Consider the following 14,072-nt stretch of genomic DNA (forward strand, 5'->3'; position numbering starts at 1 on the left):
CCGGCGCCGGCCGAGGCGGGCACGTCCGCCCGGCCCGCGGCGCGGTCGAGCGCGGTCCGGTCCGCGAGCCCGGACGAGAAGACGACGTCCGCGGCCGAAGCCTCACCCGCGGCCGAGCGGCCCACGAGGAAGACCACACCCCCCGCGCCGACGACACCGCCCGCGCAGCCGTCCCCGACCACCACACCCCCGCAGAGCCCCACCGCCCCCACCACACCCCCGGCGACGGAACCCGCAGACCCGCCCGAGGGCGACACCCCCGACGCCTGACGGCCGCGCTACATCAGGCCTCTGCGGGCCGCCTGCCACGCCAGCTGCATCCGGGTCGTCGCGCCGACGGCCGTCATCATCCCCTGGATACGCCGCTGCACCGTCCGTCTGCTGAGCCCCATCTGACTCGCTATGGCCTTGTCGGCCACCCCCGCCACGAGCAGCGACAGCAGCTGGCGGTCCGTCGCCGACAGCACCTGTCCCGGCGCCGTGCCGTCCGTACCGCTCACCTCGCCCGACGCGCTGACATCCAGCGGTACCGCGTCCTCCCAGTACCGCTCGAACAGGGCGACCAGCGCCTCCAGCAGACTGCTCCCGCGCACCAGCGCCGTGGTCGGCTCCTCCGAACTGCCGCCGGGGCCGCCGGGAACCAGCGGACAGATCGCGATGGACCGGTCGGCGACCGCCAGCCTGAGCGGCAGATGCGGCACGGCGCGGGCGATCTCGCCGGCCCGCACACCCTCCACCACGTTGTCGACCGCCCCCGCGTCGTCGAAGAACGCCCGCTCGTACAGGACGCGGTAGCGCACCCCACGGGCCAGCGCGTCGAACTCGGCCTTGTTGCTGCCCGACGGCATCGCGACGTACTGCGCCTTGCAGAACCACAGCATCTCGTGCCGGGTGTTGTCCTGGATCTGCCGCAGCTGCTGGCGCAGCGCCTCGGCGCCGGTGATCACCTCGATGAGCTGGTCGGGGTCGCTGCGCCGGCGGGTACGCCGGTACGTCTCCACCAGATCGGTCACGGCGGCGCGGGCCTCGTCGAGCGCGTCCGACCTGCGCTGCAGATGCGGCAGCAGGGCGACGTCCGGGGGAGCGGCGACAAAGCTCCGCGGGGTCCGGTCCGTCCAGCTGGCGAGGCCCTTGTCGGTGAGCGAGGCCAGGGCGCGCTCCGTCTCGTGCGGACTGAGACCGGCGCGCTCCGATATCTCGTCCGCTGCGGCGGTGGGCGTCGTCACGAGCAGCCGGTAGACGGATTCCTCCGTCTCGGTCAGGCCCACAGCCTCCAGCATTGCCGCTCCTCTCCGGCGAACCGCCGTCATGTCCGAGGGGGCGGCGCCCGCGCCGAGAGGGTCAGGGCCGCCCGATCCGTCGGCGCCGACGCTAGGAAACGGCACTATACGCCTGGTGGCAGCGGGTGCCGGAGCGTCAGAAAGCGGCGGGTACGGGGCATTCAGCATCCCCGTACCCGCCGCTGTGGCCCCGGGCCCGTCCGTCCCCGCTCCCCGCCGGACGGGCCCCGGCCTCGCGTTGGCCGCCTCCGCTACCCGCCGAGGCGGTAGGCGCGTTCCACGGTCTGCCGGACGCTGTTGCCCGCCTTGTCCGTGGCGGTCACCCGCAGCGTCACGAACGCGTCGTCCGCCGTGCGCCTCGGCTGCTCCAGCGTCGCCGCGAACCGGTTGTGGCCACGACCGGCGACCCGGGTCGCCGCCGTCCACGTCCGGCCGTCGTCGTACGAGGCGTCGACCCGTACCTTGACGCCCTGCGGAGCGGCGAGACCCGGCTGTTCGCGCACGGTCAGACCGATGTCGTGCCGGCGTCCCTCGCGCACCGCGTTGTCCGCGTCGACCGGTACGTCGTAGTCGACCTGGAGCAGCGGGAGCGCGGTCTCGGCCGATGCGTTACCCGAGCGGAACGACCACGAGGTCGCCGTACGGGTGCCGAACGTCCACTCGTCCGAGGTGCGGGACGTCGACAGGTCCAGCCGGTAGCCGGCCGCGCCGGGCGCCACCTCGACATCGGCCCAGGCGCTGTCGGCCGTGGCCACCTCGACCCCGTCGCGGAACAGCTTGGCCGACGAGGCGTCACCTGCCGGCAGCGGGTCCCGCGCCGCCGTCCCTGACGTGCCGATGCCGCCGTCGACGACCGAGCGCGACCAGTGGCCCGCCTTCGCGTCGGTGAACTCGGGGATCCGCAGCGACAGGACGTTCCCGTCGCGGGTGGACGGGGTCGCCGTACCGGCCGGGACCGAGGGCCGGACCACGGCGCCGAACCAGCTCTCGTCGCTCCTGGCGCCCGCCTTGTACTGCTGCTGGCCGTCCCGCATCCCGGTGTTGAGCGGCACGTCCACGTCGAACGCCGTGGTGTGACTGACGTAGTGCTGCCACGTGGTGTCGTCGGCGCTCACGTACTCCGTACGCCGGAAGCCGGTCGGCACGAAGCGGCTGTACTGGTTCCAGGCGTAGTCCTGGTACGGGCGCCAGCCGAACCGCTGCTCGCTCGCCCACGGCAGCCCGCCGTTGTCGGCGTACGTGGTGCGGACCTGGGCGGTGTTGCGGTCCGAGACCGTGTAGACCACGTTCTGCGGGACCTGACCGACCGAGGTCTGCATCACGTCGTAGAGGTACGGGCTGCGCGCCGTCCCGGAGAACGCGACCGTGGTGCTGCGGCGCTTGACGCGCGCCAGCAGGGCCGCGCCGCCCTCGGCGCTGACCCGTACGGTCGGCAGCGCGTTGGGGTCGCTGTCAGGACGCCATCTGGTCCACGGGTACTTCGTCGGCCAGACCAGCAGCAGTCCCTTCGCGCCGGCCTTCGCCGCCGCGTCGGCGAGCTGCCGCTCGTCGGAGCCGTCGTCCCGTACGACGGCGAGCTTGCCGCGCACCTTGGCGGGCCGCAGGTCCGGCGCCGCGCTCGTACCGGCGTCCACGGCCGTCAGCCGTACGCCCTTCTCGGCGTAGAGCGGCGAGGAGTTGGTGTAGTACGGGTTGAGATCGATGTCGGCGCCGACGACGTCCGCCTTGATCAGCGGTGCGACGAGCTGCCAGCGGGAGGCGAACTCGAAGGTGCCGTCGGTGACCTTGGCGGTGGGGCTCACGTACAGCCGCTTGGCGATGTCGAAGTACATCACGCCCTGGGTGAGACTGTGCCCGTCGATCTGCCGGTAGGTCTGGTAGCTCGGGGCGCCGCGCTGCTCGGCGGGCTCGGGGGTGCGGATCTGCACCTGGGTGGTCTTCCGGGCGTCCAGGGTGACGCCCATGTCCTTGGTGACCTTCACCTCGGGCAGGACGATGTTCCGCAGCTCCTGCCCGTCGGTGCCCTCGTCGACCGATGAGCTGCTGAGCTGGTACGTGCCCTCCTCGACCTCCGCGACGGCCGGATCGGTGCTGATGTAGTCCACGAACCCGTCGGGGCCCCAGATGGTCGGCAGCCCCCCGTCAGGATGCCCGTCCTTGTCCAGGGACGTGACGGTGAGCCGGTGGATCGGACCGTGCACCACGAAGCTGACGGTGGTGTGGGCGACGACGGTGCCGTCGGCCGCCGTGGCGGTGACGTAGCCGTAGTACTCGCCGCGCTCGGCGCGCGCCGGATCGGCGCCCAGCGGCACATCGGCCGAAGCGCCCGGCGCCAGTTGTACGGCGCCGTTGCCGAACGTGAGCGCGCCGGAGCCGAGTTCCCGGCCACCGGTCGTCGCGAGCTTGGCGGTCAGCCGCAGCGAGACCGCCTTGTCCGACTGGTTGGTGTAATGGATCGTGGCGTTCGCGGCGTCGGCCGACTGCTTCGCGCCGCCCGTCTGGAACGGACCGAGCGCGACCGTGCCGGTCGCCGTGACGGGACCGGTCGTCGCGCTCGCCAGGTCGATGCGTCCGCCGCCCTGTTCCGTCGGCAGGGTGCCGGACACGGTGTGGGCCGTACTGATCAGCGCGTCCTTGAGTTCACGCGCGCCCCAGTCGGGGTGCTCCTGGGCGAGCAGCGCCGCGGCTCCCGCCACGTGCGGTGTCGCCATCGAGGTGCCGGAAGCCGCGACGTAGTACTCGTCGACGGGGGTGCCCAGCGTCGTACCCGCCGCGCGTGTGGCAACGATGTCAACGCCGGGCGCTGTGACATCGGGCTTCACCGCGGCGTCACCGACGCGCGGACCACGGCTGGAGAACGGGGCGAGCGAGTCGTCGCGGTCGACGGCCCCGACGGTCAGCGCCTCGTCGGCGGCGCCGGGCGAACCGATCGTCTCCGTCCCGGCCTCGCCGTTGTTGCCCGCCGCCACCACGAACAACGTCCCGGTGCGCTCGGTGATCTCGTCGACCGCGGCGCTCATCGGGTCGGTGCCGTCGGTCGTCTCGTCCGAGCCGAGGCTCATGTTGACGACCTTGGCGCCCTGCGCCGCCGCCCACTCCATGCCCTCGATGACCTGCGACTCGCTGCCGTAGCCGTCGTCCCCGAGGACCTTGCCGACCAGCAGGTCGGCCTGTGAGGCGACGCCCTTGCGGCTGCCGCCGGAAGCGGCGCCGGTGCCGCCGACGATGGAGGCGACATGCGTGCCGTGGCCGAAGACGTCAGTGGTGCCGCCACTGCCCGAGAAGTCCTTGGTCAGCGACACCCGGCCGGCCAGGTCCGGATGGGTCTGGTCGACACCCGTGTCCAGGACGGCGACCTTGACGCCCTTGCCCTGGTAGCCGAGCGCCCAGGCGGCCGGCGCGTTGATCTGTCCCGTACTGCGGTCCAGGGAAGCGCCCACCCGGCCGTCGAGCCACACCTTGGGTGTCGCGGACAGCCGCTTGGCGGTCATCTCGCCGTCGCCAGGGGCGAGTTCGTGCCAGAAGGCGGCGAGATCACTGTCGGCGACCCGTACCGAGCGGGCACCGATGCTCGTCAGGCGGCGCGAGGGGGCGTCGTCGTCGTTGAGCGCGGTGAGTTCCCTCGCGGTGCCGGCCGCCGCCGACCCGGCCTTCGGGTCCGACACGATCAGCGGCAGGCCGTCGCTGTGCGCCTCGTCGTACCCCTGCGCCAACAGGGCGGTGACGTCGAACAGTTGCCGGTCCAGCGCGCCGGTGGAGACCAGGTCGAGCGCGTCGGACGGCAGGACCGTCAGCTTGCCGTCCTGTTCGGCCGTCCGGAACAGCACCCCGTCCCTGCCGGGCCCGGGATCGACGGACGCCGTCCGCTTCCCGTCGGGGCCGACCCCGACGGTGACCCGGTCCCCGGTGATCAGCCGTACCGTGGCCGGCTGCCCGCTCTGCCCGCTCCGACCGGCCGCCGCGGGGGCGCCGGCGCTCGCTTCGCTGTCGGTGTGCGGCGCCTGCGATGCCCACGCGGGTGCCAGGGCGCCCGCCGTCATCAGCAACGCCGTCGCTATCGCCGCCGAAAGGCGGGTCCGTCTCATAGGTGCAGCCCTTTCGTCCCACGCCGCTGTCACGTGCTCCGCTCAGAGTCCGGCAGCTCAGGAGGGGCTGTCACGGATTCCGGCTGGCGCGCTTGGGACATGTCGCAACGGCGCCACCCCTGTTCGCAACCGGACGGCCCTGGTGCCGGCGCTCGAACGGGCGCGGCTAACCTTTGGCCGTTCCGCCTGCTCAGGGCGGACCGGGGAGGGCACATCGTGGGTACGGGCAGACGGCGTGGAAGACCGCTGGCGATCGCGGCACTGGTACTGACTCTGCTGGGTCTCGCGGCGGTCGTCGGAAGCGTGGGAGTGACACGCACCAGGTACAACACCGCGGAAATGGCGGGCGCTTCGATGGAGCCGACCTACCACGCGGGTTCGCGGGTCTTCGCCGAGAAGAGCGACGGCAGTGGGATCGAGCGGGGCGACCTCATCCTCTCGGAGCCCCTGAAGGGCGAGGGCGGGCTGACACTGAAGCGGGTGGTGGGCGTGGGCGGGGACCATGTCGTCTGCTGCGTCGAAGGAAAGGTAACCGTCAACAGCCGCGTTCTGGATGAGCCTTACGTGAAAGGTGGGGAAACGTCCAGAACCGGTGAGAAGTACGACGTGACCGTCGAGCCGGGCCGGCTCTTCCTGCTGGGCGACAACCGGAACAACTCCATGGATTCCCGGTTCTACCTGGCGGACCACGAAGGCACGATCCCGGTCTCCGCCGTGCGGTACCGCGTGCTCGACGACAAGACGCCCCTCATCGCCTGGATCGGCATCGCCGCCGTGGGCGCGCTGGCCGTGCTCGCGGGCCTGGCCCTGGGAGTGGCCTGGCTGATCGTCCGCAGGACTCCACCGCGCGGCCCGTCCCTGCCGCCGCCGCATGTGGGCGCGTTCCACGGGCAGAGCGCCTAGGGTCTGTCCCGCCGGAGGGTCAGCCCTCGCCCCTCGCCCCTCGCCACCGCGGCGAACCGCAGCGCCACCTCGTGCCAGACCTTCACCGCCGCCGGTTCGTCGCGCTCGGCTGCCCGGGCCAGTTCCGTCCGGTCCGCGCCGTACTTCTCCAGCCGCTCCGTGCTCCATCCGCTGATCCGCTCCGCGGCGGCCTCCGGGTGGAACTGCACGCCCCAGGCGTGCGCGCCGAGCCGGAACGCCTGGTACGGGCAGTGTTCGCTGCGGGCCAGCCAGCTCGCGCCCGGCGGCAGTTCGGTGATCGCGTCCACATGGTTCTCGATCGCCGTCGGGTGCGCGGGCAGCCCGCGGAACAGCGGGTCGTCCGCCGCCTCCGCGCGCAGCGTCAGCCGGGTGCTGCCGAACTCGGGCGTGCCGTGCTCGCCCCGTACCGTCCCGCCCGCGACCTGGGCCAGCATCTGGCCGCCCAGGCAGATCCCGAACACCGGCACCCCGGTGTCGAGGGCCTCGCGGACCAGGGCCCTGGTCGGCGCGAGCCACGGTGCGCGGGCGTCGTCGTCGGGGAGATAGGCCCCGCCGAGCACGATCAGCGCCCGGTGGGCCAGCTTCGGCGGCAGCGGCGCACCGTCGTACGCCGGTACGACGGACAGGTCGAGCCCGCCTTCGGCCAGCCAGCGCTCCCAGCGTCCCGGGCCGCCCGCAGGCCCGTGCTGTACGACGAGCGCCGATGCCGAAGCCATGACTGTTCCTGCCTCTCCGAGCGGCCCACCCGCGGGCCGGTTCACCTGCCACCCTCTCAGGCCCCGGGGCCCGGCCCGACGGCCGGGCCGGGGAGCGGCCTCAGCGCGTCAGCAGGGGCAGCGCCGTGCACGTACCCGTCACAGCGCCGCCGACGGCGACGACGGTGAGCGCCACACAGCGGCCCTTGAGCTGCTGGTAGCGCGCCGTGTACTCGTCCCGCAGCTCCTCGCTGCGCTCCCGGATCCGGACGAGCACGGCCCGGGACACCCGCAGCCGGTCGGCCGTGTAGACCTGTTCCACCTCCTCACGCTGCGCCGTGGTGAGCCAGGGCAACTGCTCGGCGAAGAGCGCCGCCTGGCTGCGGGCCTCGTGGACCTCGGTGTTCCACAGGAGATAGCCCTCCAGCTGCGCCAGCCCCCGCGCACTGTCCTTGTCCAGCTCCACGCGCTCTCGCCTCCTACTCCTGCTTGTCGCCCGGCGCCACGATGGCCGAGGTCTGTGGCCGGGTGGCCATCTCGTCGATGACGGAGATCTCCGGGTGGTGCAGGTCGAACGCCGGCGACTCGGAGCGGATACGGGGGAGCGTGACGAAGTTGTGCCGAGGCGGCGGGCACGATGTCGCCCATTCGAGCGAGCGCCCGTAGCCCCACGGGTCGTCGACCTCGACCTTCTTGCCGTACTTCGCCGTCTTCCAGACGTTGTAGAAGAACGGCAGCATCGACAGACCCAGCACGAACGAGCTGATGGACGAGATGGTGTTGAGCGTGGTGAAGCCGTCCGCCGCCAGGTAGTCGGCGTAGCGCCGTGGCATGCCTTCGGCGCCCAGCCAGTGCTGGATGAGGAAGGTGCCGTGGAAGCCGATGAACAGCGTCCAGAAGGTGATTTTGCCGAGCCGTTCGTCGAGCATCTTGCCGGTGAACTTCGGCCACCAGAAGTGGAATCCGGCGAACATCGCGAAGACCACGGTGCCGAAGACGACGTAGTGGAAGTGCGCGACGACGAAGTACGAGTCGGAGACGTGGAAGTCGAGGGGCGGCGAGGCCAGGATGACCCCGGTCAGACCGCCGAAGAGGAAGGTGACCAGGAAGCCGATCGTCCAGAGCATCGGGGTCTCGAAGGAGAGGGACCCCTTCCAGATCGTGCCGATCCAGTTGAAGAACTTCACCCCGGTCGGTACCGCGATGAGGAACGTCATGAAGGAGAAGAACGGCAGCAGCACACCGCCGGTGACGTACATGTGGTGCGCCCAGACCGTCACGGACAGGCCTGCGATGGAGATCGTGGCGGCGACCAGACCGATGTAGCCGAACATCGGCTTGCGGCTGAAGACCGGCAGGATTTCGGAGGCGATGCCGAAGAACGGGAGGGCGATGATGTAGACCTCCGGGTGGCCGAAGAACCAGAAGAGGTGCTGCCACAGCAGCGCCCCGCCGTTCGCCGGGTCGAAGACGTGCGCCCCGAATTTCCGGTCGGCCTCCAGCGCGAAGAGCGAGGCGGCGAGCACGGGGAAGGCGAACAGCACCAGCAGCGCGGTGAGCAGCACGTTCCAGGTGAAGATCGGCATCCGGAACATGGTCATGCCGGGCGCGCGCATGCAGATGATCGTGGTGATGAAGTTGACGGAACCGAGGATCGTGCCGAATCCGGAGAAGGCAAGCCCCATGATCCACAAGTCACCGCCGATACCCGGCGAATGGACCGCGTCGGTCAGCGGTGAATAGGCGAACCAGCCGAAGTCGGCCGCCCCGTCGGGAGTGAGGAAAGCGCCCACGGCGATGGTCGAGCCGAACAGGTAGAGCCAGTAGGCGAACATGTTCAGCCGCGGGAACGCGACGTCTGGCGCGCCGATCTGCAGCGGCATGATCCAGTTGGTGAAACCGGCGAACAGCGGTGTGGCGAACATCAGCAGCATGACCGTGCCGTGCATGGTGAAGGCCTGGTTGTACTGCTCGTTCGAGACGATCTGGGTGCCGGGACGGGCGAGTTCGGCGCGCATGACGAGCGCCATGATGCCACCGAGAATGAAAAACACGAACGATGTGATGAGATACATCGAGCCGATCGTCTTATGATCGGTCGCGGTCGTCCAAGTGACCACGATCGTGCCGATTTTTCGGCGCTTTCCCGGTCCCTTGTTCTGATAAGAATTCCCGGTCCCGGCCGGTCCTGCCGTACCTGTGGTGGTCAATTGCGACGCTCCTCCGGTCGATTGTTTTTAACGACTCGGCAAGAGCATGGCGGTGCATTCGGCGGCGCGGTGCGACCTCGTTGTTTCCCGGCGCGTCGCTGCCGTGCCGGGCGGGTGCGCGCGGTGGCGCGCCGTCAAGCGTGCGGTGTGCGCGGAGTGTTGACAGCCCCGTAATTTGTAAGTATCACTTACAAATACCTTGATGCGTACGCGTCGAGCGTAGCGCTCCGGATGCGCGTCCCCACACACCGCCGGACCGAAGGTGTCAACCGTGAACCTACCGATAGTACGAAGTCTCCGCCCCCGTGTCGTCCTCGCGTTGTGCGTGGCCGCCGCGCTGATCTGGGCCGCCGTGGGCAATCTGCCCCGGGCCTCCGCGGGGAGTCTGCCCCGGCCGGCCGCCGCCGCCGCCGCGCAGCCCGGCGTCAAGGGCAAGGTGTACGCCGGGTACCAGGGCTGGTTCGCCGCCCCGGGCGACGGATCCCCGGTCAACAACTGGACCCACTGGGCGGGCAGCAAACCGTCACCCGGCAACCAGACCTTCGAGCTGTACCCCGACGTGTCGGCGTACCCCGCCAGTGCCAAGTTCCAGACCGGCTACGCCAACCTGGGCAACGGACAGCCGGCGCAGCTCTTCTCCTCGTACCCCACGGCCATCGTCGACCAGCACTTCAAGTGGATGCAGCAGTACGGCATCGACGGCGCCGCCCTCCAGCGCTTCGGAAGTGACATCGCCACCGTCGGCTCGGCGCGCTACAAGCAGCGCAACGACATCACACTCAAGGCCCGCGACGCCGCGCAGAAGTACGGCAGGGGCTTCTACGTCGAGTACGACATCAGCGGACTGACCGACGCCAATCTCCAGCAGACGATCCAGGCCGACTGGGCGGACACCGTCACCAACTCGATGCACCTGACCGACTCCTCCGCCTACGCGCACGAGGGCGGCAAGCCGGTCGTCGAGCTGTGGGGCCTCGGTGTGTCCAACCGGGCCGGCACGGCCCAGCAGAGCGTCGACCTGGTCAACTGGTTCAAGAGCAAGGGCGTGTACGTCATCGGCGGTGTGCCGCGCGGCTGGCGCACCGACAGCAACGCCAAGCCCGGCTTCGCCCCCGTCTACCGTGCGCTGAACATGGTCTCGCCGTGGAACACCGGCTCGGCGTCGGTCGACAACGCGCTCTTCGCCGCCGACCAGGCCCAGTTGAAGGCGAACGGCCAGGACTACCAGCCGGTCGTCTTCCCCGGCTTCGCGTGGTCCAACTGGAAGCCCGGCAACCCCCGCAACCAGATCCCCCGCAAGGCGGGCGACTTCATGTGGCAGCAGGCCGTGGGCGTCACCAGGTCCGGCACCACATCGGCGTTCATCGCGATGTTCGACGAGTACGACGAGGCCACCGCCATCGCGCCGGCCGCCGAGGACGCTTCGATGATCCCGACGAACCAGTACTTCCTCACCCTCGACGCCGACGGCAAGCACGTCTCGTCCGACTTCTACCTGCGGCTCGCCGGCGCGGCGACGAAGATGATCACCGGACAGACCCCGATCAGCGAGACAGTGCCGATTCCGCTCACCTAGGTCGTGTCCGCAAAGTCTCGTCCGGCTCGCCCCGAGGGCGGACGACGATACTTTGCGGACACTCCCCAGGGCCTGATCCGAACGACAGGCCCGGGATCCGTCAGCTCCTCGGCCCGGTCCGGCCCTCGGCAGGCGCGCTCACCGCGGCCCGGGGGCCGGGCAGGCTGCCGCCGTCCTGGACGGGGGATGCGGCGGCCGGAGGGCGGCCGCCGCGCAGCAGCGCGCGCACCCGGAGCCAGAACCGGTCCGGGACGAACACCGCGTCAGCGACGATCATCGCGCCGGAGAACAGCGGCAGCCCGAGGAGCAGCGCGATACCCAGATGCATCCCCAACAGCATCACCAGCACCGGGTACTTGAGCCTGCCGAACAGCACGAACGGGAAGGCCACCTGCAGCAGGACGGTCAGGTAACCGGCCACCGCCATGAACACCGCGTGACCGTCGACGAGATGGGACAGGGCGGGCCACGGCCGGAACAGCTCCAGGTTCATGACGTAGTGCAGCGCGGTTCCGTCGCCCCACTTGCCGCCCTGGACCTTGTAGAGGCCGGCTGAGCCGTACAGGAAACAGACCTGGGCGGCGATGACGAACATCCCGCAGTTGTGCACCGCGGTGACCAGCGTCCGCCGGGCTTCACCGAGCCGCGAACGCGCGGCGCCGTACACCGGCCGCCGCTCCCGCAGCGCGTCCAGGGACCAGCGGCGCCCGCACCCGGTGAGCGTGAGATACAGCGCCATCAGCAGGATCAGATTGTCGCCGCCGTCCGTCATGAAGATCGCCCGCGCGTGGAACGAGGCCACCACGACGGCGAACAGCACCGACGTCACCCGGGTCCGCCAGCCCACCAGGAACAGCGCGCAGACGACGAGCGCCAGGGCGTAACAGCACTCGAAATAGGCCCGGTTGTCGGACAGCGTCAGCACACTGGCCCAGCCGGTCTGGCCGAAGAGCTGCCGCGCCATGGTGGGCGTCCAGGGTGAGTCAGGACCCCAGATCTCGTCACGGTGCGGGAACTCGCGCAGCAGGAAGGTGAGATAGAGGAATCCGTACCCGATACGCAGCACGGACGCGGCGTACAGCGACACCGGCCGCTCGGTCAGCAGGCCGTAGAGCCGTGCGGCCCGGTCGCGTACGGCGGGCAGCGCGCGGGGGGTGCGCTCAGTCGTTGTCATGGGAGATCACCGTCCACCAGGGCAGATAACGGGTGTCGGCGGCGGACGGCGCCTTGGCTGCCGCGCGAGGTGTGCCGGTCGAGCCCGGCGGTGCGATCTGCTCCGTGACGACGCGGAGCTGGACGGACTCGAAAGAGCCGTGCCGGTGGGCGGCGACCCGGTCGGTCGCGATGTCACGCAGATACTCCTGCAGCAGCACGGCACGTTCCGAATGCGGCACGTCGTCCCCGCCGTGCGATTCGAGGTACGACGACCAAGCCCTGCGCAGCATGTTCTGCGACGTGTGGCTGGGAAACACACTGTGCCGCACCGCTTCGTCGTCCACGGCGGACAGGTCGAACCAGCCGCTCACCGTGACGGCCCCGGCCGCGTCGGTGTGCGCGGTGCGGGCCGAGATCCGCTGGTTCACGGACTCGGGATCGGGTGCGAAAAGCTTCCAGTTCTGTTCGAACAAGGGATAGACCCACGCGTTGACCTGCCGGCTGAACTGCCGTGAGACGGCGTTGGCCGGGGCCACGTGCAGAAACACCAGGAACACATGGACCAGCGCCGCCGCAGCGCACAGCAGGACGGCGGCCCCGAGCCCCGCCGACGGTCGACGCGACGGTGGCGGCGGCTCTGTGTCCGGCCGGCTCTGTTCAGTTACATCCGTTGGTTCCGTGCCGACCAGCACAGCTCCACCCGGCCTTTCTTGCCTTGGGACGGCGGCGCGTGGCGGAATCGGCCTCGATTCCGCCACGCGCCGGTCGCTGTCCGGGTTACTCAGTGCTTGTCGGGCTGGTCGCCGTAGCCCTCGTGCTGGCCGGGCTGCTCGCCGTACGGGGCGGGCTTGTGCGGCTTGCCGTGGCCGTGGCCCGGCGGCTTGCCGTGCCCGTGCCCATGGCCGTGTCCGTGACCATGTCCGTGACCGCCGCCGGTGGTTCCGCCGGTGATGGTGCTGCCCGTCGTGCCGCCGGTGACGGTGGCGCCGGTGGTGCCGCCCGTCACGACTCCGCCGAGTACGCCGCCGAGCACACCGCCGGTGCCGCCACCCGTCGTCACGCCGCCGAGTACGCCGCCGAGCACGCCCCCGAGGACGCCCGTCGTCGTACCGCCGGTGGTCGTACCGGTGGTCGTACCGGTCGTCGTACCGGTGGTGGTACCCGTGGTCGTACCGGTGGTGGTGCCGGTCGTCGTGCCGCCCGTGGTGGTGGAGCAGGTCGACCTGGTGATCCTGTTGGTGTCCAGCGACACCGAGCCGTTACGGGCCAGCGCCCGGCCGTCGATGCTGGCTCCCGTGGTCACACTGATCGAGGTGAGGGCCAGGATGTTGCCGACGAACGTGGAGTTGGTGCCCAGCGTGGCCGAACTGCCGATCTCCCAGAACACGTTGCACGGCTGTGCGCCGTTGACCAGCAGCACCCGGCTCGCGGAGGCCGTCGTCAGTCCCGAACCGACCTGGAAGACCCACACGGCGTTGGGGTCGCCCTGGGCGTCCAGTGTGAGGGTGCCGGTGAGGCCCAGTGTCGAGGAGGCCGTGTACACACCGGGGACCAGGGTCAGGCCGCCCGCGTCCGGCGGCAGCGCCGCGTCGGTTGCCTGCCCCGCCGCGTCGTTGAACGCCGTCACCAGGTCGGACTTGGCCTGCAGGGCCACCGCGTCCGCCGAGTGCTGCGCACCGTTCACGATGCCGGGCGGGAACCCGCTGATGGCCGTGCCCGGGCTCACCCCGAGGTCTCCGGTGAGGACGGACGGTCCTGTGTTGGTGACCGATTCACCGGCCAGTACGGCGAAGCTGGCCGTCGTGCCCAGCGGCACGGGAGTTGCGATCGCGTTCGCCTGAGTGGAGGTCGTCGCGACCACGGCGGCGGCGACAAGCGGCGCGACAATTACGGCTGTCCAGCGCGACATCCGGTGTCTTTGCGGCGCACGCAGAAAATTCGGCGTCATCGAGGGCCCAGATCCTGTCACAGTCGATGTTCTTGTTGAGGACGGCACGGGGTCGGGGCGCCGCCACATCTGTCGCCGGAATATTAAGCCCGGAATCGACTCGGATATTCGACGCATCCGAGTGAATTGAAAAGAATTCCGGGCCCGGATCGCCATAGATATGACAACGATACAAAGGTAATTCGGTTGAATCACTCCG

11 protein-coding genes are annotated in these 14,072 nt (G+C 70.2%); 2 read left to right on the plus strand and 9 right to left on the minus strand.

The genetic code is table 11. The annotated features are described in order from the left end of the window. The 3 genes from HY68_RS44315 to HY68_RS32630 form a co-directional block, all read right to left on the minus strand. Positions 1–257 (minus strand): hypothetical protein (locus HY68_RS44315; RefSeq protein WP_198533468.1); only part of this gene is annotated, 257 nt, incomplete at its 3' end. A gap of 21 nt (positions 258–278) precedes the next feature. Further along, positions 279–1,280 carry a LuxR family transcriptional regulator gene (locus HY68_RS32625; protein ID WP_041998638.1) on the minus strand — a complete coding sequence of 334 codons (1,002 nt, stop codon included), beginning with the start codon at positions 1,278–1,280 and terminating at the stop codon, positions 279–281. A gap of 251 nt (positions 1,281–1,531) precedes the next feature. After that, entirely contained in the window at positions 1,532–5,365 is a 3,834-nt protein-coding gene (locus HY68_RS32630) for a S8 family serine peptidase (RefSeq protein WP_041998640.1), read from the minus strand. Positions 5,366–5,464: 99 nt separating this feature from the next. Between HY68_RS32630 and lepB the strand changes: the two genes are divergently transcribed. Beyond that, positions 5,465–6,268: a signal peptidase I gene (gene lepB, locus HY68_RS32635; RefSeq protein ID WP_078864053.1), complete on the plus strand. Its 804-nt coding sequence runs from the start codon at positions 5,465–5,467 to the stop codon at positions 6,266–6,268. Here lepB and HY68_RS32640 read toward each other — a convergent pair. The 3 genes from HY68_RS32640 to ctaD all read right to left on the minus strand — a co-directional run bounded on the left by HY68_RS32640 (position 6,265) and on the right by ctaD (position 9,194). Next, positions 6,265–7,005 (minus strand): type 1 glutamine amidotransferase, encoded by a 741-nt coding sequence (locus HY68_RS32640; protein WP_041998643.1) that lies wholly within the window; start codon positions 7,003–7,005, stop codon positions 6,265–6,267. The genes lepB and HY68_RS32640 overlap by 4 nt on opposite strands. Before the next feature lie 100 nt (positions 7,006–7,105). Further along, positions 7,106–7,450 carry a hypothetical protein gene (locus HY68_RS32645; RefSeq protein ID WP_041998647.1) on the minus strand — a complete coding sequence of 115 codons (345 nt, stop codon included), beginning with the start codon at positions 7,448–7,450 and terminating at the stop codon, positions 7,106–7,108. Between the two features lie 13 nt (positions 7,451–7,463). Next, on the minus strand, positions 7,464–9,194 hold the full coding sequence (ctaD, locus tag HY68_RS32650) for a cytochrome c oxidase subunit I (protein ID WP_041998652.1): 1,731 nt from the start codon (positions 9,192–9,194) through the stop codon (positions 7,464–7,466). A 271-nt stretch (positions 9,195–9,465) separates the two neighbouring features. Between ctaD and HY68_RS32655 the strand changes: the two genes are divergently transcribed. After that, a complete protein-coding gene (locus tag HY68_RS32655; protein WP_078864054.1) occupies positions 9,466–10,770 on the plus strand; it encodes a glycoside hydrolase family 71/99-like protein in 1,305 nt (434 codons plus the stop codon). 100 nt (positions 10,771–10,870) lie between these two features. Here HY68_RS32655 and HY68_RS32660 read toward each other — a convergent pair whose 3' ends face one another. From HY68_RS32660 to HY68_RS32670, 3 genes are all read right to left on the minus strand, one after another. After that, on the minus strand, positions 10,871–11,944 hold the full coding sequence (locus HY68_RS32660) for an HTTM domain-containing protein (protein WP_078864055.1): 1,074 nt from the start codon (positions 11,942–11,944) through the stop codon (positions 10,871–10,873). Further along, on the minus strand, positions 11,931–12,482 hold the full coding sequence (locus HY68_RS32665; RefSeq protein ID WP_347560671.1) for a DUF5819 family protein: 552 nt from the start codon (positions 12,480–12,482) through the stop codon (positions 11,931–11,933). The genes HY68_RS32660 and HY68_RS32665 overlap by 14 nt, the downstream gene beginning before the upstream one ends. A gap of 224 nt (positions 12,483–12,706) precedes the next feature. Beyond that, complete coding sequence (locus HY68_RS32670; RefSeq protein WP_241778836.1) at positions 12,707–13,834, minus strand: ice-binding family protein; 1,128 nt, start codon at positions 13,832–13,834, stop codon at positions 12,707–12,709. Positions 13,835–14,072: the final 238 nt, after the last annotated feature.

Origin of the sequence: Streptomyces sp. AcH 505 (genome assembly GCF_000818175.1) — a bacterium.
In the GTDB taxonomy this organism is placed as follows: domain Bacteria; phylum Actinomycetota; class Actinomycetes; order Streptomycetales; family Streptomycetaceae; genus Streptomyces.

Excerpts from the sequence above, each read along its gene's own strand:
- HY68_RS32625 (WP_041998638.1), bottom strand. The coding sequence starts at position 1,280 with ATGCTGGAGGCTGTGGGCCTGACCGAGACGGAGGAATCCGTCTACCGG.
- HY68_RS32630 (WP_041998640.1), bottom strand. The coding sequence starts at position 5,365 with ATGAGACGGACCCGCCTTTCGGCGGCGATAGCGACGGCGTTGCTGATG.
- lepB (WP_078864053.1), top strand. The coding sequence starts at position 5,465 with ATGTCGCAACGGCGCCACCCCTGTTCGCAACCGGACGGCCCTGGTGCC.
- HY68_RS32640 (WP_041998643.1), bottom strand. The coding sequence starts at position 7,005 with ATGGCTTCGGCATCGGCGCTCGTCGTACAGCACGGGCCTGCGGGCGGC.
- HY68_RS32660 (WP_078864055.1), bottom strand. The coding sequence starts at position 11,944 with ATGACAACGACTGAGCGCACCCCCCGCGCGCTGCCCGCCGTACGCGAC.
- HY68_RS32670 (WP_241778836.1), bottom strand. The coding sequence starts at position 13,834 with ATGTCGCGCTGGACAGCCGTAATTGTCGCGCCGCTTGTCGCCGCCGCC.